This is a genomic window from Elstera cyanobacteriorum, from assembly GCF_002251735.1.
Classification (GTDB): domain Bacteria; phylum Pseudomonadota; class Alphaproteobacteria; order Elsterales; family Elsteraceae; genus Elstera; species Elstera cyanobacteriorum.
Map to the genome: position 1 here is coordinate 250061 of NZ_NOXS01000034.1, position 24228 is coordinate 274288.

Annotated in this window: 20 protein-coding genes; 10 read left to right on the forward strand and 10 right to left on the reverse strand. The window is 63.3% G+C overall.

Going from position 1 to position 24228, the window contains the following annotated elements; all coding sequences use genetic code 11:
• Positions 1 to 311 precede the first annotated feature (311 nt).
• On the forward strand, positions 312 to 1658 hold the full coding sequence (locus CHR90_RS16150) for a nitrate regulatory protein (protein WP_094410132.1): 1347 nt from the start codon (positions 312 to 314) through the stop codon (positions 1656 to 1658).
• Between the two features lie 7 nt (positions 1659 to 1665).
• On the opposite strand, the gene CHR90_RS16155 is transcribed toward CHR90_RS16150, so the two are convergent.
• Positions 1666 to 2367 (reverse strand): GntR family transcriptional regulator, encoded by a 702-nt coding sequence (locus CHR90_RS16155; RefSeq protein WP_094410133.1) that lies wholly within the window; start codon positions 2365 to 2367, stop codon positions 1666 to 1668.
• A 298-nt stretch (positions 2368 to 2665) separates the two neighbouring features.
• Here CHR90_RS16155 and CHR90_RS16160 point away from each other — a divergent pair, with 298 nt between their 5' ends.
• The 5 genes from CHR90_RS16160 (at position 2666) to CHR90_RS16180 (ending at position 7594) form a co-directional block, all read left to right on the forward strand.
• Positions 2666 to 3646 carry an ABC transporter ATP-binding protein gene (locus CHR90_RS16160; protein ID WP_094410134.1) on the forward strand — a complete coding sequence of 327 codons (981 nt, stop codon included), beginning with the start codon at positions 2666 to 2668 and terminating at the stop codon, positions 3644 to 3646.
• Positions 3647 to 3703: 57 nt separating this feature from the next.
• Positions 3704 to 4996 (forward strand): ABC transporter substrate-binding protein, encoded by a 1293-nt coding sequence (locus CHR90_RS16165; protein WP_094410135.1) that lies wholly within the window; start codon positions 3704 to 3706, stop codon positions 4994 to 4996.
• 63 nt (positions 4997 to 5059) lie between these two features.
• The gene (locus CHR90_RS16170) at positions 5060 to 5962 is read left to right on the forward strand and encodes an ABC transporter permease (RefSeq protein ID WP_094410136.1); all 903 of its coding nucleotides are present in this window, start codon (positions 5060 to 5062) and stop codon (positions 5960 to 5962) included.
• A 1-nt stretch (position 5963) separates the two neighbouring features.
• Positions 5964 to 6854, forward strand: a complete 891-nt coding sequence (locus CHR90_RS16175) for an ABC transporter permease (protein ID WP_094410137.1) — start codon at positions 5964 to 5966, stop codon at positions 6852 to 6854.
• Positions 6854 to 7594, forward strand: coding sequence for an aspartate/glutamate racemase family protein (locus CHR90_RS16180; RefSeq protein ID WP_094410138.1), 741 nt, complete (start codon positions 6854 to 6856; stop codon positions 7592 to 7594). Before CHR90_RS16175 ends, CHR90_RS16180 begins: the two co-directional genes overlap by 1 nt.
• Here CHR90_RS16180 and CHR90_RS16185 read toward each other — a convergent pair.
• The 6 genes from CHR90_RS16185 to CHR90_RS16210 all read right to left on the reverse strand — a co-directional run bounded on the left by CHR90_RS16185 (position 7568) and on the right by CHR90_RS16210 (position 14110).
• Positions 7568 to 8491: an ROK family protein gene (locus CHR90_RS16185; RefSeq protein WP_094410139.1), complete on the reverse strand. Its 924-nt coding sequence runs from the start codon at positions 8489 to 8491 to the stop codon at positions 7568 to 7570. The genes CHR90_RS16180 and CHR90_RS16185 overlap by 27 nt on opposite strands.
• Positions 8492 to 8494: 3 nt before the next feature.
• Entirely contained in the window at positions 8495 to 9550 is a 1056-nt protein-coding gene (locus CHR90_RS16190; RefSeq protein WP_094410140.1) for an ABC transporter ATP-binding protein, read from the reverse strand.
• The gene (gene argH / locus CHR90_RS16195) at positions 9550 to 11052 is read right to left on the reverse strand and encodes an argininosuccinate lyase (RefSeq protein WP_094410141.1); all 1503 of its coding nucleotides are present in this window, start codon (positions 11050 to 11052) and stop codon (positions 9550 to 9552) included. The genes CHR90_RS16190 and argH overlap by 1 nt, the downstream gene beginning before the upstream one ends.
• Before the next feature lie 6 nt (positions 11053 to 11058).
• Complete coding sequence (locus CHR90_RS16200) at positions 11059 to 11877, reverse strand: carbohydrate ABC transporter permease (RefSeq protein ID WP_094410142.1); 819 nt, start codon at positions 11875 to 11877, stop codon at positions 11059 to 11061.
• Positions 11874 to 12776: a carbohydrate ABC transporter permease gene (locus CHR90_RS16205; protein WP_094410143.1), complete on the reverse strand. Its 903-nt coding sequence runs from the start codon at positions 12774 to 12776 to the stop codon at positions 11874 to 11876. Before CHR90_RS16205 ends, CHR90_RS16200 begins: the two co-directional genes overlap by 4 nt.
• Before the next feature lie 68 nt (positions 12777 to 12844).
• Complete coding sequence (locus CHR90_RS16210; protein WP_094410144.1) at positions 12845 to 14110, reverse strand: extracellular solute-binding protein; 1266 nt, start codon at positions 14108 to 14110, stop codon at positions 12845 to 12847.
• Positions 14111 to 14308: 198 nt separating this feature from the next.
• Here CHR90_RS16210 and CHR90_RS16215 point away from each other — a divergent pair, with 198 nt between their 5' ends.
• The 4 genes from CHR90_RS16215 to CHR90_RS16230 all read left to right on the forward strand — a co-directional run bounded on the left by CHR90_RS16215 (position 14309) and on the right by CHR90_RS16230 (position 20771).
• On the forward strand, positions 14309 to 15487 hold the full coding sequence (locus CHR90_RS16215; RefSeq protein WP_094410145.1) for an ROK family transcriptional regulator: 1179 nt from the start codon (positions 14309 to 14311) through the stop codon (positions 15485 to 15487).
• 7 nt (positions 15488 to 15494) lie between these two features.
• On the forward strand, positions 15495 to 17561 hold the full coding sequence (locus CHR90_RS16220) for a PIG-L family deacetylase (protein WP_170941441.1): 2067 nt from the start codon (positions 15495 to 15497) through the stop codon (positions 17559 to 17561).
• 114 nt (positions 17562 to 17675) lie between these two features.
• On the forward strand, positions 17676 to 19823 hold the full coding sequence (locus CHR90_RS16225; protein ID WP_094410147.1) for a TonB-dependent siderophore receptor: 2148 nt from the start codon (positions 17676 to 17678) through the stop codon (positions 19821 to 19823).
• Positions 19824 to 19895: 72 nt separating this feature from the next.
• Positions 19896 to 20771: an ABC transporter substrate-binding protein gene (locus CHR90_RS16230; RefSeq protein ID WP_094410148.1), complete on the forward strand. Its 876-nt coding sequence runs from the start codon at positions 19896 to 19898 to the stop codon at positions 20769 to 20771.
• On the opposite strand, the gene fhuF is transcribed toward CHR90_RS16230, so the two are convergent.
• The 3 genes from fhuF to CHR90_RS16245 are packed head-to-tail and all read right to left on the reverse strand — an operon-like array spanning position 20749 to position 24199.
• Positions 20749 to 21468, reverse strand: coding sequence for a siderophore-iron reductase FhuF (gene fhuF, locus CHR90_RS16235; RefSeq protein WP_094410149.1), 720 nt, complete (start codon positions 21466 to 21468; stop codon positions 20749 to 20751). The two genes, CHR90_RS16230 and fhuF, sit on opposite strands and share 23 nt — an antisense overlap.
• Positions 21465 to 23396: an iron ABC transporter permease gene (locus tag CHR90_RS16240; protein ID WP_170941442.1), complete on the reverse strand. Its 1932-nt coding sequence runs from the start codon at positions 23394 to 23396 to the stop codon at positions 21465 to 21467. The genes fhuF and CHR90_RS16240 overlap by 4 nt, the downstream gene beginning before the upstream one ends.
• Positions 23393 to 24199 (reverse strand): ABC transporter ATP-binding protein, encoded by an 807-nt coding sequence (locus tag CHR90_RS16245; RefSeq protein ID WP_094410151.1) that lies wholly within the window; start codon positions 24197 to 24199, stop codon positions 23393 to 23395. The genes CHR90_RS16240 and CHR90_RS16245 overlap by 4 nt, the downstream gene beginning before the upstream one ends.
• Positions 24200 to 24228: the final 29 nt, after the last annotated feature.

A 24228-nucleotide genomic window follows, 5' to 3' on the forward strand; every position in this document is an offset into this window, starting at 1 on the left:
CGGTTCACCGCCCGTCGTTGGGCCTGTGAGACACGTGCCGGACGCCGGTATCCGCGCACACTCAGGCGTCAAAAAAGCACGAAGCATGCCAATGTCTTCTGGGTGGGTTTTTCGGCATGGGGCCGGTTGCAGGGCAGGTGTTTAGCCTGATTAAACGCCAGACTGCCCCAGGAATAGGCAAAACTATCACGTTTCTCGGCAGCGGCGGCGGTTTAGCGCGGCGCGGGTGCCGTCGCCAGCGCTTGGCCTGATGCTTGCCTTCTTTCCCTCGACAGCCGTCCGTCGCAGGGCGGGGCAGGAAGGGGGACGGGATGACGCCCAGGGATGACACGGCGACAGGGCTTAGCCTGGATCGGGCGGACGCTGGTTCGGGGGCGGCGGCGCGGTTTCTGCGGGCAGCGCGGCTTTGCCGGATTCGCGACCTTGAACGGCTGCTCTCGGTCAGCGAACTGCTGAAGGATTTGGGCGAACTGATCCATGCGCTTCAGAAGGAGCGGGGGGCGTCTTCCGTCTATCTGGGGTCCAACGGTGCGGCCTTTGCCGACCGGTTGGCAACCCGAGTGCAGGACTGCTGCCGCCTGGAACAGACCGTGCGTGACCGGCTGGAAACCATGCATGTGCCGCACGAACTGCTGAGTTCCGGCGCGCAATTCTATAACCGGCTGGCGATTGCGCTGTTTGCGCTCGACGGTTTGCCGGGCTTGCGCGCGCAGGTGAGCGGCTTGACCTTAGCGCCGCTCGATGCGGTGAAGGCCTTTACCGATATTATCCGCGACCTGCTGGCCGTTATCTTCGAAGCGGCCGACGTGACGCCGGACCCACTGATTTCGCGGGCGCTGGCGGCCTTATTTAATGTCATCCAGGGTAAGGAATTCGCGGGGCAGGAACGGGCCACGGCGGGAATGGCCTTTGCCCGCGGGCATTTCAGCGATACCGACCGCCGCCGCTTGCGCCACCTGATTGCGTTGCAGGAGCGCGCCTTTCATCTCTTCGGGGAATTTGCCGAAATCGATCAAGCGATGGCGTGCCGAAGCCTGCTCACGGCACCGGGGACGGAAACGGTCGAACGGATGCGCCATCTCGCGCTAACCGAAGTGCGGGGCGGCGACTTGCCGCCCGAGACGGCAGAAATCTGGGTGACGGCGACGACCCAGCGGATCGACGCGCTGAAGGGCTTGGAAGACCGGCTGACCGCCGATCTGCGCAGCCTGTGCGGGGCGCGACTGGCGGACGCACGGGCCGATCTCGATAAAGCCGACGCCGGGGGGCCGGAAGCGGTGGTTCCGGTTGCGATGGTAGTGATGGATTCCGATCTTACGGCGGACGGGGGCGAAACGCTGCCCGGCATTTATGCCCTCGATGGGATCAACCCGCGCATGATGCGCTCTATCCTCGATGTGGTGCAGTCGCAGTCACGGCAGATCAAAGATGTCAGCAGTCAGCTTGAAACGGCGCGGGTGGCGCTGGCCGAGCGTAAGACCATCGACCGCGCGAAAGGCGTGCTGATGGGCAGTCGGGGCCTGACCGAAGAGGGCGCCTATAAGCTGATGCGCAAAGCGGCGATGAACCAGAATAAGCGCATTTTCGACGTTGCCGAAGCGATTATGAGCACGGCGGATATTCTGCGCGGTCTTGGCCCGGAAAGTTCGGGGGGCTGACGGGCCGTCAGCTTTTCAGAATATCCGCTAAACTTTCCGGCGGTTTGGGCGGATCGATCAGCTCAAGGCTCGCCTCAATCTCGTCGAGATGATGAACCATAAGATCGGCGGCTTCATCGCCCTTCCCGGCTTCGATGGCGGCGGCAATAGCCTCGTGGTGATCGGTCCCGCAAATAGGCGCGCGCGGACCTTGATAGAGCAGAATGATCAGCGATGACCGCGCCACCAACTCCCGCAAAAAAGCGGCATAGACGCCGTGTTCGGCCTTCGCGGCGATCAGGCTGTGGAATTCCCCCGATAGCCGAATAGCCGCCGATTGATCGCCCCGCGCCAGGGCATCGCGCTCGGCGGCCAGATGCGCCGCGAGATCGGGGCCAAAAGCGGCGCCCCGGGCGGCGGCGATACGCGCCATCGCGGGTTCGATCAGCTTGCGCGCTTCGAACACTTCCCGCGCGTCTTTCGGCGTTGGTTGCGCAACGAAGGCGCCGCGATTTTTTTCGATAACGACAATGCCGTCCGCCGCCAGCGATTGCAGCGCCGCGCGCACGATGGTGCGGCTGGCACCGTAAATCTGCCCCAGGTCATCCTCGCCCAGCTTGGTGCCGGGCCGCAGCCGATGTTCGAGAATTGCCGTGACGACGCCCCGGTGGATCAACTGCGCCCGGTCCACGGTCGAACGGCCGGGCTGGCGGCTGGCGGAACCTGTCATTCTTTCTCCCCAGATCAGACGGCGACGGGCGGCGGGCCGTTCTCTTTATCGCCGCCGATTGTCCGGCGCCATCGCTGATTTTGTATACAATTACTGTTTATTTTGTGTTCAAACCGCTGAAGTTTTAGCGCGCCCGGCGGCGAACTCCCTAAAATCCTGGCTTTCGAGAGAACGTGTATCAGGTTAAATCATTGTTTTTAAATGATTTTCTGCGCCGCGCTGCAGGAGGTACATCCCTGGCACGCGCTTTGCGAATTAGCAGCCATTCCGGGTTTTCGCAGAAAGGCGCCCCTCGCTCATGGCCGTTCCAGCCCCGCTCGAACTTGCCGCTGTCACCAAACGCTATGGCGCGACCGTGGCGGTGGATGCCATCGACCTGAAAATCCCGGCGGGAACTTATTGCTGCCTGCTGGGGCCTTCGGGCTGCGGTAAATCGTCGACCCTGCGCATGATCGCCGGGCATGAAAGCGTGTCCGAGGGCGATATCGTGCTTGGCGCCGCGAATGTTACCGATCTGCCACCCGCCCAGCGCGGCACGGCGATGATGTTCCAATCCTACGCGCTGTTTCCGCATTTATCGGTGCTGGATAATGTCGCCTTTCCACTAAAGATGCGCGGCATCGATAAAGCCGCCCGCTATGCCAAGGCGCAGGACTTACTGGCGCTGGTGGCGATGGACCGTTACGCCGCGCGCCTGCCCGCGCAACTGTCGGGCGGGCAGCAGCAGCGCGTCGCCCTGGCCCGCGCGCTGATCACCGAACCGCAAATTCTGCTGCTGGACGAGCCGCTGTCGGCGCTCGATCCCTTCCTGCGCGTGCGCATGCGGGCGGAGTTGAAGCGCCTGCAACGGGAACTGGGCATTACCTTCATCCACGTCACCCACGGTCAGGAGGAGGCGCTGGCCCTCGCCGATCTGATGGTGCTGATGAACGGCGGCAAGATCGAACAGCAGGGCCGCCCGCGCGATGTGTTCAACGCGCCGCGCACCGAGTTTGTCGCGCGTTTTATGGGCGGCCATAACGTCATCCGCACTCCTGGCGGCGCCCTAGGCGTTCGCACCGATCATCTGCGCCTAACGCCGCTCGACGGGGCCGAGCGCCTCGCCCGGGTGACGGAGGTCGAATATCAGGGCGCCTGGGTTCACGTCAGCCTGACCGGTGAGGATGGGGGCGATTTGATCGCCCTGCTGCCGGAAGCCGTGTTCGACGCCGCCCCCGTCACCTCGGGCGACAGGGTGGGCGTGGGCTGGGATCCCGCCGCCGCCCAGCCACTTGCCTAAATACCGCCTTTCCCCCGCCCCGCCGCCCTACAGCGCCGGATCACTCAGGAGAGTATCATGATGGACCAGACGCAGACGCCGACCGGCCTTAGCCGCCGTACCGTTCTAAAGGGGGCTGCTGGCCTCGCCGGGATTGCGGCGGGATCGGGCATCACCGGCTTTCCCTATATTGTGAAAGCGGCAGAACCGAAGGTGCTGCGCTACCTCGGTACGGCAGTGAATGCGGGCGACGAGATCTCTAAGCGCTGCTTTGCCGATACGGGCATCAAGATCGAATATATCACGGCGACCACCGACGATGTGACCAAGCGCGTGATCACGCAGCCGAACTCTTTCGACGTGCTGGATACGGAATATTTCAGCCTGAAGAAGCTGGTCCCCTCGGGCAATATTCTGCCACTCGAAGCCAAGAAGATTAAGGAATTCAATAATATCACCCCGGTCTTCACCAAGGGCGAGCTGCCCAACGGCAAGAAGATCGGCGGCCAGGGCACGGCGCCGTGGAAAGTCCTCTACCTCGAAGGCAAAAACTCCAAAACCTTTGCCAAAAGCCCAACCGATTTCGTGACGCTGATCCCGACGGTCTATAACGCCGATACGCTTGGCATCCGCCCCGATCTGATTAAGCGCCCGATCACCTCCTGGTCGGAGCTTCTGAACCCGGAATTCAAGGGTAAGGCCTCGATCCTCAATATCCCCTCCATCGGGATTATGGATGCGGCGATGGTCGTGGAAGCGGCGGGCCTGCATAAATATGCCGACAAGGGCAATATGACCCGCGCCGAAATCGACCTGACCATGAAAATCCTGACCGAAGCCAAGAAGAGCGGCCAGTTCCGCGCCTTCTGGAAGGATTTCAACGAAAGCGTCAACCTGATGGCGTCGGGCGAAACCGTTATTCAATCCATGTGGTCGCCCGCCGTCACGAAAGTGCGCTCGATGGGCATTCCCTGCACCTTCCAGCCGCTGAAGGAAGGTTACCGTTCCTGGGCCTCCGGCTTCTGCGTCTCGAAGGGCGTCACCGGCGCCAAGCTGGAATGGGCCTATGAGTTCGTGAACTGGTTCCTGTCCGGCTGGGCGGGCGCTTACCTCAATCGCCAAGGTTATTACTCGGCGGTGCTGTCGACCGCGAAAGCCAATATGGCCCCCTTCGAGTGGGCCTATTGGATGGAAGGCAAAGCCGCCGAAAAGGACATTCTTGCACCGGATGGGTCGCTGCTGGAAAAGGCGGGCGCGGTGCGTGACGGCGGCTCCTACGATGATCGCATGGGCAATGTAGCCTGCTGGAACGCGGTGATGGACGAGAATGACTATATGGTCCGCAAGTGGAACGAGTTCATCGCGGCCTAAGTAACCTCGCGGGGGCGGCGCGATTTGCAGTCGCCCCCTTTGCCTTCTGAAAGGGAACCCCGGATGGCCGCTGCCAAACCGCGCCTCGCCCGCTGGTCGGACCAGACGACCGCTTGGCTGCAAGCCTTGCCGCTCAGCTTCGTCTTTGCGCTCTTCTTCCTGCTGCCGCTGGCGCTGGTGGTGATGGTCAGCTTCTGGGACTACAACGACTATGAGATGATCCCGGGCTTTTCGGGCCGGGGCTATACGGATAGTTTCGAAGGCTGTTTGGCCGAACTGCCGAACCTCTGCACCATTCTGAAGACCTATGCAAAAACGCTCAAGCTGTGCTTTCTCGTCTGGCTGCTAACGCTGCTGATTGGCTTCACGGTCGCCTATTTCCTGGCCTTTCACATCCGCTCGAAAACTTGGCAGATCGCTTTATCGCTCCTCTGCACCATTCCGTTCTGGACCTCCAACGTCATCCGGATGATCGCCTGGATTCCGCTACTGGGGCGCAATGGGTTGGTGAACCAGGGGTTGCTTGGTCTCAACATCATTGATGCACCGATTGAATGGCTGCTGTTTTCCGAATTTTCTGTGGTGCTGGCGCTCGTGCATCTCTTCACCTTTTTCATGGTGGTGCCGATTTTCAATTCGATGGTGCGCATCGATAAAGCCTTGATCGAAGCCGCCTATGACGCCGGGGCCAGCGGCTGGCAGACCCTGGTGAACGTCATCATTCCACTGTCGAAACCCGGCATCGTCATCGGGTCGATCTTCGTCATCACTATCGTCATGGGTGATTTCATCACCATCGGTGTGATGGGCGGCCAGCAGATCGCCTCCGCCGGTAAAATCATCGAAACCCGGCTGAATGCGCTGCAATTTCCCGCCGCCGCCGCCAATGCCGTTATCTTGCTGGGGGTGACCCTGCTGATCATCGCCGCGCTGTCGAAGCTCGTCGATGTGCGCAAGGAGCTGTAGAATGATCCGCGACCGGGGCAAGGCCTTCTATTTTCTGGCGATTTTCTTTGGCCTTTATGTGCTGTTCCTCTATGGGCCGATGATCGCCATTTTCGTGCTGTCCTTCCAAGGGCCAGACGGCGGGCTAACCTTCCCGATGAATGGCGTCTCGCTGTTTTGGTTCGAAAAGCTGTTTTCCGGTGGCGGCATTGTTGATATCGGCGCGGCTTTCACCCGCTCGCTGAAACTCGGGCTGGTGGTAATGCTGCTGACGGTGACGATTTCCGTCTCCGCTGGCTTGGCGTTCCGCAAGAAATTCCGGGGATCGGCGGCGCTTTTCTATATCGCGGTGGCCAGCCTGATTGTGCCGTCGATTATCACCTCGCTCGGCATCGCGCTGGAATTTCGGCTGATCGACGATCTTGTAAAAAACTATGGGCCGGATTGGTTGGCGGAAACCCATACGACCTTCATGGGGCTGTTTACCTCTGGCCTTGGCGCGCATCTCACCTGGACGCTGCCCTTCGGCCTGTTGATCATGTTCGCCATCTTCAACCGCTTCAATCCGGCCTATGAGGAAGCGGCGCGCGACCTGGGGGCGACGCCGTGGCAGACGTTCCGCCATGTGGTGCTGCCGATCATCCTGCCCTCCGTCATCGGCATCGGCCTGTTCGGCTTCACCCTGTCGTGGGACGAAATTGCCCGCTCCTCCCAAGCCATCGGCGAGGTGAATACCCTGCCTCTGGAACTGCAAAGCCTGACGACGACGGTGACCAAGCCGGATATTTACGCCCTGGGCACCGTCACCTCGGCGGTGTCCTTCCTCGTCATCTTTCTGGCGCTCGTCGCGATCCGCGCGCTGCAGAACCGTCAGGCCCGGCAGGGGTCGGACGCCGGATCGGGAATGCTCTAATGCGCCTGCATATCGTCAATCCGAATACCACCGCCTCGATGACGGCGAAGATCGCCGCCGCCGCCCGCGCCATCGCTGCGCCCGGAACGGCGGTGCAGGCCAGTCAGCCGCAAATGGGGCCGGTATCGATCGAAGGCTATTACGACGAAGCCTATGCCATTCCCGGCATGCTGCAACGGATCATCGAAGCGGAACGGGACGGGGCCGAGGCGCATATCATCGCTTGCTTCGACGATACCGGGCTCGATGCCGCCCGCCAGGCGGTGGCCGCCCCGGTGATCGGCATTGGCGAGGCGGCTTTCCACATGGCCAGTTTGATCGCCGGAAAATTCGCGGTGGTGACGACGCTCGATCTGTCGATCCCGGTCATCGAGCATAATCTGATCCGCTACGGCCTGGCGTCCCGCTGCGCCAGGGTGCGGGCAGGTGGGTTTGAGGTGCTGGCGCTGGAAGACCCCGGGTCGGACGCGCGCCATCGGCTGTCGGCGGAGATTGAGGCGGCGAAGCAGGGGGACCGGGCGGATGCCATTGTCCTTGGCTGTGCGGGCATGGCCGATCTTGCCGCCGATCTCACGCAGCAGCATGGGGTGCCGGTGATCGACGGGGTGGCCGCTGCTGTGACCTTGGCCGAAGGGTTGGTGCGGCTGGGGGTGAAAACGTCGAAACGTGGCGGTTACGCGCCGCCCCGGCTGAAGCCCTATGCCGGGATTTTTTCAGGATTCGCGGTCGGCGGGGCCTAGGGAAAACCCCGCCTGCGCGCCAACCAGCGCCGCCCCGAACACCCCGGACGCCGCCCCCAACTGCGCTGGGACGATCCGGGTTGCCAGCGGCGCGGCCATCGCTTGCCGGGCAACGGCGGCAATCCCATCGCTGAACAGGCGTTTCACCTCCGACACACCGCCGCCGATAACGATGACCTCGGGATCATAGATATTGATCAAACTGCCGATGGTTTGGCCGAAGGCAGCGATGAGTTCTTGCATCACCATTTCGGCATCAGAATCGCCGTGCTCAGCCTCGCGCGCAATATCCCAGAGTGGTAGCGGCAGACCGGATAAATCTTCGTAGCGGCGTTCCAGCGCGGTGCCAGAAAGATATTGTTCGACGCAGCCGGTGCGCCCGCAGTAGCAAGCCCGCCCGTCGCGGTCGAGGGTGAAATGGCCGATCTCCCCAGCAATCCCGTGGCGCCCGCTGTGCAAGCGGCCCTCGATCACCCAGCCGCCGCCAACCCCCGTGCCGATGGTCACGCCCAAAACGGTTCGGGCACCGCGCCCCGCGCCAAAATGGGCTTCCGAGAGGGCGAAGGCCTGGGCATCATTGACAACAGCCACCGGCTGGCCGGTCCGTTCCGATAGCGCCTGCGGCAGTGGGATGCCGTCGAGCCAGGGCATGACGCAGTTTCGAACCATGCCGCTGGTGGGATCGATAGAGCCGGGCAGGCCGAGGCCGATGGTCAGCCTGTCACCCGCTTCCTGTTGCGTTTCCAGAATCCGGTCGGCCAATTGGCGGATCAACGCCTCCGGCCCGCCGGTGGTTTGGGTGGCCTCGCGTTTGCGCCACAGCGGATGATCGATGGCGGCGCCGGACAGCGCGCTTTCGATTTTTGTGCCGCCGAGATCTATGCCCAAATGCAACATGCGTTAGCCCCGCATCGCCTGCCCGCTGGCAGCATCGAAAACGTGCACCCGGCCCGGCAGTGGGGCGAGCGGCAGATGATCCCCGACCTTGGGCAGGGCGGGGACATCGCGCGCATTGACCTTCATCACCAGTTCAACCCCGTCGCGGTCCAGGGTTAGGATCGACTCGGACCCCAGCGGTTCGACCAGAACCACGCGCGATGGTAGGCCGCCCTCGGCAATGATCAGATCATCGGGGCGGATCCCCAGGACGACCGCCTGACCTTCCGCCGCGCCGGGGGCGGGGGCCGAAAACCCGAAGGCTTGGGCGTGCCCCTTTACCACCCGGCCCGGCCCTTGGTTCATCGCCGGGGCGCCGATAAAGCCCGCCACGAACAGATTGGCCGGGCGCTCATAGACCTCCATCGGGGTGCCTACTTGCTCGATCCGCCCGTCTTTCATAATGACGATACGGTCGGCCAGGGTCATGGCCTCCACCTGATCGTGGGTGACGTAAATCACCGTCGTCTGCACCGTCTGGTGCAGCTTTTTGATTTCGGAGCGCATGGTATTGCGCAGCTTGGCATCGAGATTGGACAGCGGCTCGTCGAATAAAAATACCTGCGGGCGGCGGACCATCGCACGCCCCATCGCCACTCGTTGCCGCTGCCCGCCAGACAGTTCGCCGGGTTTGCGCTCCAAAAGCGCGTCCAGCCCCAGGATGGCGGCGGCCTCTTCGACGCGGGCTTTCACCTCGGCTTTGGGTGCCCCCGCGACTTCCAGTCCAAACCCCATATTCTGCCGCACGCTCATATGCGGATAGAGGGCGTAGTTCTGAAAAACCATCGCGATATTGCGGTTCTTCGGCGCGACGTTATTCACGATCCGGCCCCCGATGGAAACCGTGCCCGCGCTAATATCCTCCAGCCCGGCGATCATCCGCAGGGTCGTCGATTTCCCGCAGCCGGACGGGCCGACCAGCACGATAAATTCCTTATCGGCAATCGATAGATCGATGCCATGCACGGTGGTCACGCCGCCATAGCGCTTGACCAACCCCGCGAGATCGACGGCGGCCATTATGCCGCCTCCGCAATCAGGGCGGCGACGGCGGCGGCCAGACGCTCGGCGGCGGCGGCTTCCCGATCCGTTGCCACCCGATGGCGGGCCGAAAGCTCGGTCAGCCGGGCGCTGTAAACATCCAGGGCAGCGGCGAGGGCGGCTTTCCCCGGCCCGCCCGGCAAAGTGCGTACTTCGATGAAATGCTCTGGCGTTGCCAGAGCTTGAATTTCCGCCAGCGGCAGCCGGGGCGGGCGACCCGCCACCTCGGCAAACAGCCGGCTAAAATCCTCCGGCGGGAGGGCGCTGGCCGGAACGCCGCGATCCACGAGATGGCGGGATAGTTTGCTTGCCACCTCATGCCCCTGGCGGAACGACAGACCTTCGAGCCGCACCAGCGAATCGGCGACTTCGGTCATAACCAAGCAGGCCTCGTCGATATGGCGGCGGACCTTATCCTCATTGATCCGCACCGCCGCAATAAAATCGGCGAACAGCGGCAGGATGCGGTCGGCCACGGCAAAGGCGCCATAGCCTGCGGCCTGGGTCGGCCCTTCCGCGTCGTTCATATCGGTGAACGGCGTATTATGTAGGGTCAGCAGCACCGTATCGCAGTGCCCGGCGCCGTGCGACAATTGCAAGCGCATATGTTCGATGGGGACCGGGTTGCGCTTCTGCGGCATGATCGAACTGATCTGCACAAAGGCGTTCGGTACATAGAGATGCCCGACCTCGAACCCGGACCAAAGGTTCATATCTTGAATAAAGCGCCCAAGATTGAGGAACAGGCCCTTTAAGGCGCTATAGACGCTCATAAGATAGTCGGCGGCAGCGATGCAGCCGTAGGAATTGAGCTGAAGGCTGGAAAAGCCCAAAAGATCGGCCATGCGTTCCCGGTTCAGCGGGAAGCCAGTGGTGGTGATCGCTGCCGCGCCCATCGAGCAGAGATCGGCATCGTCCCGGGCGTTTAACAGCCGGTTGAGGTCGCGCAACAGCACTTCGGCCAGGGCCGCGAGATAATGACCGAAGCGGGTCGGTTGCGCCGGCTGACCATGGGTATAGGCGACGACCAGGGTTTCCTTCTCCCGCTCCGCCACGCTCAACAGCGTGCGGATGACACCGGAGAGATGGGCGATGGTTCGGTCCAGGCGCCCCTTCAGCACCATTTTGAACTGGGTCACGTCGATATCATTGCGGCTGCGCCCGGTATGCAAGCGCCCGCCTAAGTCCCGCCCAACGCGCTGGCATAAAGCGTCTTCAACGACGAAAAACAGGTCTTCGAACTGCCCGGTATAGGTCTGGGCAGGAAGATCGATGGTCGCATCGATGGCGTCCAGCGCCGCCAGAATGCGCCCGGCTTCGCCGCGGCTTAGGATGCCTTGTTCGGCCAGCATTACCCCATGCGCCCGATTAATGCGCTGGAGCGGTTGATAGTAATGGGCCTTCGCCTCGTCAAACAGCGGGGACAGAACGGCGCCCTTATAGCTTTCGGCGGGGAAGCGGGACGTATCGGCATGGGGCATGATGGCTTAACTCTTCAAACCGGACAGGGTGATGCCCTTGATGATGTGACGTTGGAACAGCAGGAACGCGACCAGGGTGGGGAAGGAGGCAATCGCCGCCCCCGCCATGATCATTTCCCATTCCGCCTGATGTTCGCCGCTAAAGAAGGCCATCCCGACCGGCAGCGTATAGAGATCGCGCGAGTTGGTGATGATCAGCGGCCATAAAAACGCAGCCCAATTTCCAAGAAAAATGAAAATCGCCAGCGCCGCCAAAGCGGGTTTGACCAGCGGCAGGGCGATCCGGCGAAAAATCGCAAACTCCCCCAGGCCGTCGATCCGGGCAGCGTCCAGCAGTTCATCCGGGACGGTTTCGAAGAATTGCTTCATCAAAAACGTGCCGAACCCCGTCATCATGCCCGGGAACATGATGCCCCAGTAGCTATCGAGCCAACCGAAACTCTTGGCCATTACATACCAAGGGATGACCAGCATTTCGGTGGGGATCATCAGGGTCGAAAGGATCAGGATGAAGACCAGCTTCTGCCCACGGAACCGGTATTTCGCCAGGGTGTAACCGACGAGACTATCGAAGAACAGCACGCTTGCCGTGGTTGCCAGGGCCACGATCATACTATTGGCAAACCAGAGCGGAAACCGGCCTTCGCTGAGGATTTTGATATAGTTTCCCAGCGTCGGATTGGCGGGGATCAGCGACAGATCATAGGCATCGGCACTGAACTTGAGCGAGGTGGAGAGCATCAGCCAAATCGGCAGAATGCACAGAATCCCCCCCGCCAGCAGCGCCAGCGCCATCATCCCCTGGCCCAGGCGGCGCGACATCATGGTTTTTTCCCCAGAAGTTTCATCTGGATCAGGGTGATCAGCATCAGGATGGCAAAAAGCACGACCGTTGCGGCGGAGGCGTAGCCCATATCGAACTTGTGAAACGCCGTCTGATAGATATGCAGCACGATTGGTTTCGTCGAATTGACCGGCCCGCCCAGGCCATCCTGGGTCATATTGTAGACCTGATCGAAAATGCGCAGCAGATGAATGGTGTTGATGATGGCGAGAAACAGGATCGTCGGCTTCAGCAGCGGCAGGGTAATGCGGCGCAGGATTTGCCAATTGCTGGCGCCGTCGATGCGCGCGGCTTCGTAATAGGTCTCGGGAATAGCCTTCAGCCCCGCTAAAAAGATCACGACATTAAAGCCCAGCCCGGCCCAAACGACCGGCGCGGTAATCGCCGGGATCGCTTGGGTGGTCGAGGTCAAAAAGCGCTGCGGATCGCCGCCGAGATCGGTGATCAGATTGTTGAACAGTCCGATGGGGGGCGGCTGATATAGCCAGCGCCAAACCCAGGCCATCGCCACGGTCGAAGCGATATGCGGTAGGAAGTAGAGCGCCCGCAAGAAGCCCTGACCGAAGGAGACTTTATCGAGGAAATAGGCGATCAAAAAACTCAACGCCAGCCCGACCGGCAGCCCGATGCCGACATATTCGAACGTATTGCCCATCACTTTCCAAAACAGCGGGTCTTTCATCAGCCGCTCGTAATTGGCGAGACCGACGAACTGTTTGGTGGGGGAGACGATGTTCCACCGGGTCAGAGACAGATAAAAACTCTCCAGCGCCGGATAAAAGCGGATAACGGTATAAAAGACCGCCGGGACGGCCAGGAACAGATAGGCCGTCATCGCCTGGCGCTGGCGGATGGTCAGATGCTCGGTCGAAAAGCGCATCGGATTTTAGCTCCGGCAGGGCAGGCGATAACGGCCTTGCGCGTGACAGGACAGGTGAAACGGCGGGTCTATTTTCCGTAGAATTCGTCCAGCAATTGCTGTTCGCGCTCGGCCATCGCCTTCACGGCGTCCTTGCCGCTGCGCCCGGCGGAGACGGCTTCGTCCACCGCATCCAGCATCACTTGCCGCTGCCCGCTTTCGTCGATGAAATAGGTGGCATGGGCATAGTCGAGGCCCTTGATGAACGGGCCATAGAGCGGATGGTTCAAATTCTCCGGCGTCAGCGCTACCGACTTCCGCGCCGGAAGCTCGCCGACCTTTGCCAGCCAGACCTTCATTGTCTTTTCAGAGGTGATGTATTTGAGGAATTTGACCGAGGCCTCCAGCTTCGCGCCCTTGGTGCTGCTGGTGATGCCATGCGCCCAGAAGGAGGCGAAATTCGATTTTACCCCATTATGCGCGGGCAGCTCTGCCACGCCATAATTCAACCCTGCCTGGGCATTCAACGCCGCAAGGCGGAAGGAGCCGTCGATATTCATCGCCGCTTTGCCGGAGCGGAAGGCGGTCACATCGTCCGTCATGAAGCCCGGGAAACCGACCTTATGCTTCGTGATGAGATCGAGATACCATTGGAAGGCTTCCGCCCCCGCAGGCGTATTATAGGCAACCTTCTTATTGTCTGGCGAATAGGGCGTCACGCCCCATTGGCGGAATAGAACCTCGCGAATGAAGTGCTGTCCCTGACCGGCAGGATGCACCGCCGACCCGGCCACGACAATATTCCCCTTGCCGTCGCGCTCGGTCATTTTCAGGCTATAGTCGAGATAGTCCTGCAAGGTTGCGGGCGGTTTGGCCGGGTCGAGACCGGCTTTGGTAAACAGGTCTTTATTATAGAATAGCGCCAACGACCGCACGGCGGTCGGCAGGGCATAATATTTGCCGTCGACTTTGGCAGCTTTCACCAAATCGAAGAAATCTTTCTCCACCTCGGCCGCCGGAAACTCTTTTTCCGGCAGCGGCTGCAAATAACCGCCCTTTAGATATTGCGGTAGCCAGCCGTAGAAAAGATTGATGACATCGGGACCAACCCCCGCCGGGACCGAGCTTGCGACCTTGGTGCCGTAATTGGCATAGGGGAAGGTTTCGTGCTTGACCTTAATGCCGGGGTTTTCTTTTTCGAACTCGGCGATCAGCTCGTTAACAACCGCCTCCTTCTCCTTCAGAAAATACTGCCAATAGGTGATTTCGACGGTCTGGGCGGCGGCCCCGGCGGACCAAACCAACCCGGCCACCCCCGCCAGAAGCCCCATTATCCGCGTGTTCCGCTGAACCATATCCCTCTCCCCGCTGAAGCCTTGCGCCCGACAGCCCCGATGACCGGCGGTGCGTCCCATCTGGTGGGCGGGTTTTGCTGATCCGACTGGCCCGCCGCATTAATTCAATTCACTTGATTTGAAGAAAGAAAGCGGCTTTTGTAAAGGGAGAATCGTAAGGATCGATCAGACAATCGGTGAAACTGCCGGGAGCCGACGATGATAGCCCCCTCTGGCGGCACCAATCTCGATTATGCACGCTCGTTCAATCGTAAAGTGGTGATCGAAGCCGTGCGGCTGAAAGGGCCGGTCAGCCGGGCAGAACTGACGCGGCTGACGCATCTTTCCGCCCAGACCGTTTCCAACATTGTCGCCGAACTGCTGGAGGCGGGGTTGCTGCGGGAGGAGGGGCGCCGCCAAGCCAAGCGCGGCCAACCGGCGATTGACTTGGTCCTGAACCCGGACGGCGCCGCCACCATCGGTTTGACGGTCGAACAGAGCCAGCTTACGGCCATCTTGGTCAATCTGGTCGGCGAAACCCGGGCGCGGCGCACGCTGCGGTTGGATCGGGCCAGCCCGGCAGACGTTCTTCCGAAAGCTGCCGCCTTGGTGGCCGAGCTGCGCGACATTATCGGGTCGACGCCCCTTTGGGGGGTAGGCATCGCCATGCCGGGGCCGTTCGCCGTCGATGGCGCCGATTTTTCCAGCCCGATGACTCTGCCCGACTGGGGCGGGGTCGATATTATCGGGGCGTTTACCCAGCTTCTCGACTTGCCGGTAGAGTTGGAACGCGATGCCGCCGCGGCGGCGCGCGCCGAGTATCTGTATGGCGCGGCGCGGGAGATGCAGCAGTTCTTCTATTTGCATTTCGGCGTCGGTCTGGGCGGGGCCTATGCGCGGTCGGGGCATCCACTGCGGGGGGTGCGGGGGAACGCAGGGGAAATCGGCTTGATCCCAGCGCGCGATGGCCGCCCTTTGGAAGATCATGTGTCGCGCTTGGCGCTCGAACGGGCGGTGGCCGCCGCCGGGGCCGATCCCGCCAGCCTTGCCGATCCATCGGCCCCCGCGACTGCCGCGTGGATCGCTGGCGCCGTGCCCGACCTGCGGCGGGCGATTTGCATTCTCGAAAATCTGTTTGATCCGCAGTCCATCGTCCTGGGTGGGAATTTGCCGCCCTCAGTTCTAAGCGCGCTGATCGCTGCCCTGCATCCCCTTGATCCCAGTATCGCCGACACGCACGACCGGCGTTTCCCTCGGGTAACCGCCGCTGCACTTGGGCCGGATGGTCAGGCCCAAGGCGCGGCAGCCCTGCCCGTGTTCGAAACCCTATCCCCCCAACCCGCCAGCCTGCGCAAATCCGGGTCCGATGACCCGGGGTTGCCGCTGTCCGACCGCTGAGGTTGCTATGCCCGACCGCCGTTTAGATCACGCTGCCGCGCATCCGCGCTTGCTTCGAATCGGGCGGGTGTTTACCCGCTTGGGGTCTTCCGTGCGTATCCTGATCGCCGGGGCGCACCCCGATGATGAACCCAGCAGTCTGATCGCGCGCTGGTCCTTAGGCGATGGGCACCGGGTGCATTATGTTTGTGTGACGCGCGGGCAGGGGGGACAGAATAGCATCGGCCCCGAAACCGGCGCCGCGCTTGGGGTGCTGCGCGCGGCGGAAATGGCGGTTGCCGCCGACCGGTTGGGCATGACCTATGCGCTGCTCGATACCGGGGCGGCCGACGACCCGCTTGCCGATTTCGGCTTCAGCAAATCTGCCGACGACACGCTGCGCCGCTGGGGCGCGGAGGTGGTTTTGCGGCGGCTGGTGCGCGAAATCCGCAGCTTCCGCCCGGATGTGGTGCTGCCGTGCTTTCTCGATGTTCCCGGCCAGCACGGCCACCATCGCGCGATGACCCGAACCCTGCTGCGGGCGTGGGAGGTGGCAGCCGATCCGACTTTCGCCCCCGACCTTGGCCCCGCCTGGGCGATCAGCAAACTCTATCTGCCCGCCTGGAGCGGCGCGGGGGAGAGCTATGACGATGCCGAACCGCCGCCCCCGGCAACGACGCTGATCGATCTGTCGGGCCAGGATCCGCTGACGGGCATGAGTTGGGATCAGTTGGGCGAATGGTCGCGCGCCGCCCATGCCAGCCAGGGCATGGGGGTATGGCCGCCATCGGATCGCCCCCGCCATCGTCCATTGCATTTGCTGGCGTCCCGCGTCGGCGAAACCGGGCCGGAACGGGGGATTACCGATCATCTTCCAGCAAGCCTCGCGGCGTGCGACGATCCGGCGTTGGCGCAATTGGCGGCAGCCGTTGGCCTGTTGCGCAATCAATTCCCCCATGACGACCGGATGCGCGGTGCCTTGGCGCAGGTGCGCGGCTTGCTGGCCGGGATTGGCGAGAAAGCGCCGCCGCTTGCCGCGCGTCTCGACGCCTTGCGCAACGATCTCGCCGCCTTGGATGCGCTGCTGGAAGACGGTCTTTCTCTGCCGCCCCCGCCCACCAAACCCTCCCCCCACTCGGCGTGGCTGACGCGCCTGCCCGCAGGGGCCTATTATAATCTGGCCGCACCGCATCCGCTGACGCTGCCGATCTCGACGAATGGTCCCTGTCCGCAGGCGATCCTACCGCCCGGCTGGCAGGTGGAATGGTCGGCGGGTCAGCGGCCCGGCGATTGGCGACTAACCCTTCAGCCCACCACCGAGGTAACGGACGGCACGATCGAGATTGCGTTTGAATTTGCCGATGGTCCCGCCGTCCTGCGCTACGCCAGCCATTATCCGCACGTTGGCCCCATTCAGCAGGATTTCCCGGCGCGGCTAAGGGTTGCCGTGGTGCGCGTCGCCCTTCCCCAGAAGCGCCGACTTGTGGTGCTGGAGGGGGAGCGGGCCGACCTCGGCCTTTGCCTTCAGCAGTTGGGGTTCACGGTAACGGGCATCGAGGGGCTGGCAAGCGCCGACGCGATCCTCCTCGGGCCGATGGGCTGGCGGCGCTGCCCGGAGGCTCTGGCTCGTCGGGCAGAGATTTTCGACGCGGTGGCGCGCGGGGCGCGGTTAGTTACCCTCTATCATCGCCCGATGGATCATTGGGGGCCCGATGCCGCCGTGCGTCCCTTGACCATCGGCACCCCCTCGCTGCGGTTCCGGGCCTGCGAGCCAGACGGCCCGGTGACGGTGCTCGAGCCGACCCATCCCCTTCTCACCCATCCCAACCCGCTTTCGCCCGCCGATTGGCAGGGCTGGGTGCGCGAACGCGGGCTGTATTTTGCCCAAGGCTGGCACTCCGGGGATTGGCGCCCCCTGTTGGCGGTGCAGGATCGGGGGGAGGAGCCTTTGGTGGGCAGCCTGCTGGTCGCCGATCACGGCGCAGGGCAGCAGGTCCATTGCGCCCTCGCGCTTCATCATCAGCTCCCCGCTCTGGTCCCTGGGGCCGCCCGGCTGCTGGTCAATCTTCTGTCTACCGAGGGGTTTTCGGGTTAGGGCCGAACCGCGTAGGTTGTAGTTGCGATTGACTCTCATTTTCTATAGGGTCGCCGCAGTTTTAATGGTACGCGAGCCGCCGCCAGCGTTTTAGTTCCCTGTCTGGAGACTGAAATGCAGAAAGCATTCCCGGCCCCGCGCCTGTCCCGCCGCCTGGCTTTGGCGGCTACCGCCCTTAGTACCCTGGCCCCGGTCGCCTTGGCCCAAACCGCCCCGCCCGCTGCGACGCAAGCCGCGCCAGTTCTGCTGCCGCCCGTGACCATCGAAGGCGAAAAGACCGCGTTTAGCCCGGTCGAAGGCTATCGCGCCCGCCGCAGCATTACCGGGGCGAAAGGCGATTCGTTGATCAGCGATACGCCCGCCAGCGTGCAGGTGGTGCCGCATCAGGTGCTGGAAGACCAGAATGCGACGCGGGCCAGCGACGCGCTGAAAAACGTCTCCGGTATCACCTCCGCCACCGGGTCGTACCGCTATTTCAACGATTTCACGATTCGCGGCTTTTTGCTGAACGGGAATAATTACTTTCGCGATGGGTTGCGCGATGACAGCTTCAGCCAGTCGCAAAGCCTGTATGGCGTGGAGCGCGTTGAGGTGCTGAAAGGCCCGGCGTCCTTGCTCTATGGCGCCTCGCAGCCCGGCGGGTCGTTGAACTTTATCTCGAAACTGCCGACTGCCACCCCGTCCTATCAGGCGGAGGTCGGATATGGGACCGACAATCACTGGTTGGGGATGTTCGACGCCAGCGGCCCGGTAACGCAGGATAAATCGATCCGCTACCGGCTGATTGCGGCGATGGATCAGACTGATCGTTTCGTCGATAATATGGACAGCACCCGCCGCTACCTGAACGGCACGGTGCAGTTCGGCGCCGACCGCGACACCACCTTTACCCTTCAGGGCGAATATCGCGAGGGGTCGGAGCCGAATTTCTACGGTGTGCCCGCCTATGGCACGGTCGATACCAGCCGGATCAAACTGCCGCGCAGCCGCAGCTTCCAGGAACCTAGCGATTCGCGCGATTATTTCGTCGTTTCGCTGACCGGTACCCTTGATCATCGCTTTAACGATACGTGGTCCTCGCGCACGCAAGTGCGCGGCACGATCCATGAGTATGAATATAGCGGCTATATCCCCGCCAGCCTGAACGCCACCCGCACGGCGGTGAACCGCAATTACACCCTGGGGAAACAGGAACCCTATTCCTATAATTTCGACAGCAATCTGACCGGGAAATTCGATATCGGCTCGATGTCGAATACCCTGATCGTCGGCATTCAGTCGGATTATTCGACCAATAAGGTCGAAACCTGGCGTCAGGCCGGGACGCTGCCCGCCATTTCACTGACCAATCCGGTCTATGGCACGCGCCCGGCGGCGCTGGCGCTGCAGAATAACTACCGTGGCCGCAGCTTCAGTAAGAGCCTCTACGCTCAGAATCAGCTCGAACTGACGCCGGAAGTGCAGATCATCGTCGGCGCGCGGCTGGATAATGTGACTCAGGATCTGATCGATGCGACCAGTAACCGGACCCTGACGCGCGACGATACCGAACTGACCAGCCGTGTCGGCGCGATTTATAAACCGACGAGCAAACTGTCCTTCTATACCGCCTATTCGCAATCCTACCTGCCGAACTCCCCCTCCACGATTGACCGGAATGGCAATAATTTCGGGCCGGAGTCGGGCACGCAGGTGGAAGCCGGGGTGCGCTATGATCTGCTGCCGGGTCTCAGCGCCTCTGCCGCCATTTTCCAGATCGATCGGCAAGACGCGCTGGCGACCGATCCGCTGAACGCCACCCGCGCCGTGCAGGTCGGGGAACAGCGCTCGCGCGGCCTCGAAATCGACGTGGCGGGTGAAATCACCAAAGGCTGGAACGTGATCGGCACGTACACCTATACCAAGGCCGAAATTCGCAAAGATACGGTCTATGCCGCCGGGAACGAAATGCCGAACGTCGCCAAGCATGGCGCCCGCCTGTGGTCGGTCTATGATTACGCGCTCGATGATCGGTCGGGCGTTGGTATTGGCGCGGGGGTGAATTGGGTCGGGTCGCGCCAAGGCGACCTTGGCAATACCTTCAAACTCGCCAGCTACGCGCTGGTCGATGGGCTGCTGTATTACCGTTACGACGGGATGAAAGTATCCCTTAACGCCACCAATCTGCTGGATGAGGAGTATATCGAAGGCTCCACCTCCGCCGTGCGCGTCTATCAGGGCGAACCGCGTCAGGTGATGCTGCGCCTCTCCTCGAAGTTCTAAACTGTGCCGAGAAACCCTCTCCGTGCCCTGATCCGGGCAGGAGGGGGTTTTTGCGTTTTAGGAGATGATCCAATGACCCGATGGCTGCTGCGGCTTCTGACGACCCTGGGAGTATTGATTGGCCCGAACGCCGTCGCCGCCCCGCAGCGGGTGGTGACGTTGGAGTTTATCGCGACGGAAGCCGTGCTGGCGCTCGGGCTGACCCCTGTTGGCGCCGCCGATGCGGCGGGCTATCGCAGTTGGGTTGCCCGCCCCGCGTTGCCTGCATCGGTGCCCGATGTCGGCACGCGGCAGGAACCCAGCCTAGAGACGATCGCCACCCTGGCCCCGGATTTCATCCTCGGCCCGGCCCTGCGGCTAAAACCGGTCGAAGCGCGCCTCACCGCCCTGGCGCCGACGCTACTGCTCGACGGCTATCCGAAGGATGTCAACGCCAGCCAGCTCGATTTTATGCTCGCGGAGTTTCGCAAGATCGGCAGCGCTTTAGGCCGTTCGGCTGAGGCGGAAACACTGATCGCGACCCTCACCGCCCGGCTTGCGGCGCGCAAAGCGCAGCTCGCTGCCGCCGGGAAGGCGGGGGCGGTCGTCGTCGCGCAATATCTGCCGGGTACCCCGCGCCTGCGGGTGTTCACCCGCAATGGCCAGGTCGGCGGCGTGATTGCGGCACTCGGGCTGACCAACGGCTGGACCGCGCCGAACGATGTCTATGGGTTTTCTACTGTGACGGCGGAGGCGCTGGCGGGGTTAAGCGCCGAGACCACCGTGATGGTCATCGCACCGACGGGGGACGCCGGATGGCAGGCGCTGCGCAGCGGGCCGCTGTGGCAGGCGCTACCCCCCATCCGCGCCGGGCGGGAACGGTCCCTCGATCCGCGTACCTGGACTTTCGGCGGTCCCGTTTCCGCCCAGACCCTCGGCGATCAGATCAGTGACGCCCTGCTGAACTAGCCAACCAGTCTGCCACCGTCAGTTTCGGGCAGGTCGAGCACAAGGGTTTGCCCGGAATAAGGTCGCGGATGCAGCAGATGCGGCGTTGGCGCACGGTTTCCGGCAAATCCGGGTGGCCGGGGGTGATCCAGCGGATGTGATCGAAAAGCGGATTGGCGCTGCCGTCCACCCGCTCCGGGGTCTCCAGCAAATCCCGCCGCAGACCCACCGCGACCGGGGAGAGCTGTGCGAGACGCTCCAAGGTCGCGGTCAGCAGATTGGCAGCATTAGACCAGATTACGCGCGGGGCGATGCCGCTGGCCGCCTTCAACCCCTCGGCCAGGGCGGACAGATGGGCATAAAGGCCCGCGATTGCCTCCGGCCCGCTGACGGCGCGGCGCACGACGAGGGCGGAAAAATCGGCGCGCAGGGCGCAGGTGCTTGGCGTTAGATCGAGCGGCAGGCCGCCGACCGCCGCGATCATTGGCGCTGGGATGATGCCGCGCAGATAAGTCTTCGACCACAGCGAGGCGATGGCACGCCGGTCGCTCCCTTCGGGATACTCCGTCGCCGCGCGGTCCAGCGCATGCGCTAAACCCTCCCGCGTTAACAGGGCGGCGATGGGGAGATCGTCCGGGCGGGGCGCGGTCGTCAGGGCGGCGCCATACGGGGCGAGCGGGCCGGGAAAGAGGGCGGGCAGCCGGGTGAGGTCGCTCATGCCGAGGCTCCCGACCGCCGCAGCAGCCACAGGAAGTAGGGCGCCCCCGCCAGCGCGGTCATCAACCCAGCGGGGATTTCGCGCGGGGCCAGCAGGCTGCGCCCAGCCAGATCGGCGATGGCCAACAGCAGCGCCCCGAGGAGAGCCGCCGTGATCACCTGCGCTCGTCCGCGCCGTGCCCCCAACAGCCGCGCGGCATGGGGGGCGATAAGGCCGATGAAGCCGATGGCGCCGACGCAGGCGACCGACGCGGCTGAGGCGGCGACGGCCAGAATCAGCAGTCCCGCCCGCGCCCGCCCAACGGCAAGGCCAAGCCCCTGGGCTGTCTCGCGACCAAGCGCAAGGAGGTCGATCCGCGCGGCCAGCAGCACGGCAAGTGGCAGCAGCACCAGCAGCCAACCGCCGAGGGCCGCTGCCTCCTGCCAACTGCGCCCGTAGGTACTTCCGGCGAGCCAGGTCAGCGCTTGGCCGAGTTGCAGCCGCGCGTCGAGAATCAATAGCCGCGCAACCGCCCCCGCCAGCATGCCGACGATAAGCCCGAGCAGCGCCAACCGCGCCGGGCTCAAACCGGTTTTCGCCCCGCCTGCTAAGACCAGCAGCAGGGCAAGGAAGCCGCCCGCGAAAGCCGCCACCTGCATGCCAATCAGCCCGGCGTCCGGCCACAACAGCAGCAGGGCCAGTGCCGCGACCGAGGCACCGGGGCCGACGCCCAGTAGTTCCGGCCCCGCCAGCGGATTACGGATCACCCCTTGCAGCAGGGCGCCGCTGATCCCGAGCAAGGCCCCAGCGGCGAGCGCCGTGACCGTGCGCGCGGCGGCGAGGTCGAGATAGAGCGCGCGCGGCAGGCGGGAGGTTGCGGCGTGCCACGCCACACCGCCCGCTAGCAGCAGGGCCAACAGCAACAGGCCTTCGCCGCGAAAGCGCCCGGTCGCGGTGGATGTTTCGCTGCGGGCGGGACGATCCAGCCGGGGTTGACGGCGGACGAGCAGATAGAGCAGCGGTGCGCCGAGCAGCGTTACCGCGACCCCCGCCGGAACGGGGAGGGAGCCGGTACTGAGCGCCCCCGCCACGCCGTCCGCCGCCACCAATAACCCGGCCCCCCACAGCGCCGATAACGGCAGCAGGGCGTAATGACCGCGCACCCCCGCCAACCGCAGGCCGTTTGGCACCAAGGTTCCGATCAGTCCGATGGGTCCGGCCAAACAGACGGCCCCCGCCGCCAACACGGTTGCCAGCAGCGCCGCCGCCGCCTCGATCCGGCGCACGCGCAGCCCAAGCCCCTGGGCGGTATCGCGTCCCAGGCCCAAAAGGTCGAGCGGCCCCGCGAGCAGCAGCAGCCCGAGCAGCGCCGCGCCGATCCACGGGGCAAGCGTTAGCCCGGCGTCCCACCCAACCTGAACCAGCGACCCGGTGATCCAGAGCGCGAGGCCCGCCGTCCGTTCTTCACCCGCCAGCATCGCCGCAATTGCCGCCGCGCCCGCCGCCAATGAGACGGCAACCCCGGCGAGCAGCAAGCGCAGCGGCGGCGCCGTCAACCCCCCGGCGACTGCGATGGTCAAGAGCACCGCCCCGCCCGCGCCGAGGATCGCAATTCCGAAAATCGGGATCGGCAGGGCGGGAAAGAGTAACAGCGCCAAGGCAAGCGCCAGATGCGCCCCCGCCGTCGCGCCCAGAAGGTCGGGCGCGGCCAACGGATTGCGCATCACCGCCTGTAAGGCCGTTCCCGCCATGCCGAGGCAGGCGCCGACCAGGACACCGGCGGCCAGACGTGGGCCGTGGTGGAACAGCAGAACGACCCCGGCCATCGGGGCCAAATCCTCCCCCTTGATCAAGGCCTTCAGAACCAAAAGACTATCGGCGGGGGCATGGCCGAGAAGGGCGAGCGCCAAAAACCCGACCCCACCAAGCGCGAACGGCCAAGCCTTCATCCTGCGGCCCCCGGCAGGTCGGCGGGCAGGCACAGCAAGGCCCCGGACAGCGGATGCCGGGCGAGAACCACGTCGAGGTCGAAAACCTGCTTCAGGCATTCGGGGGTGAGCACGCTTTCCGGCGGCCCATCGGCCACCACCGTGCCATCGCGCAACAGCACCAAGGCATCGCTATAGGCGGCGGCCTGATTGAGATCGTGCAGCACCCAGATCACGGTCAACCCTTCTTCGCGGTTCAATCGGCGGATCAGGGTCAGCACATCGTGCTGGTGGCGGATATCGAGGTAGGTCGTCGGCTCGTCGAGCAGCAGAATGCCGGTGCGCTGGGCCAAGGTCATGGCGATCCAGGCGCGCTGCCGCTCCCCGCCCGATAGCAGGGCGACGGGCCGGTCGGCGAGCGGATGCAGAAGGGTTTTTTCGAGCGCCCAATCGACCGCCTGCCGATCTTCCGGCCCTGGACGGCGTAGCAGCCCGAGGTGCGGATGGCGTCCGAAACCGACCAATTCGCGCACGGTGATCCCGGCCGGAACCTCTGGCGTCTGCGGCAGGATTGCGAGGCGGCGGGCCAAGTCGCGCGGCGGCAGGTCGGCGGTGGGGCGATCATTCACCAGCACGCGCCCGCCTGTCACGGGGGCCAAACCGCAGAGAGCGCGCAGCAGGCTACTTTTACCCGAACCATTGGGACCGCAGAGGGCGGTGACCGCTCCTCGGCGGAAGGCGACGGAAACTTGGTGCAAAACCGGGCGCCCGCCGTAGTGCAGATCTAACTGCTCAGCGGCGAGGGCGATGGGGGATAAGCCCATATCGGAACGAACCTTTCAGGAGGCTAGCG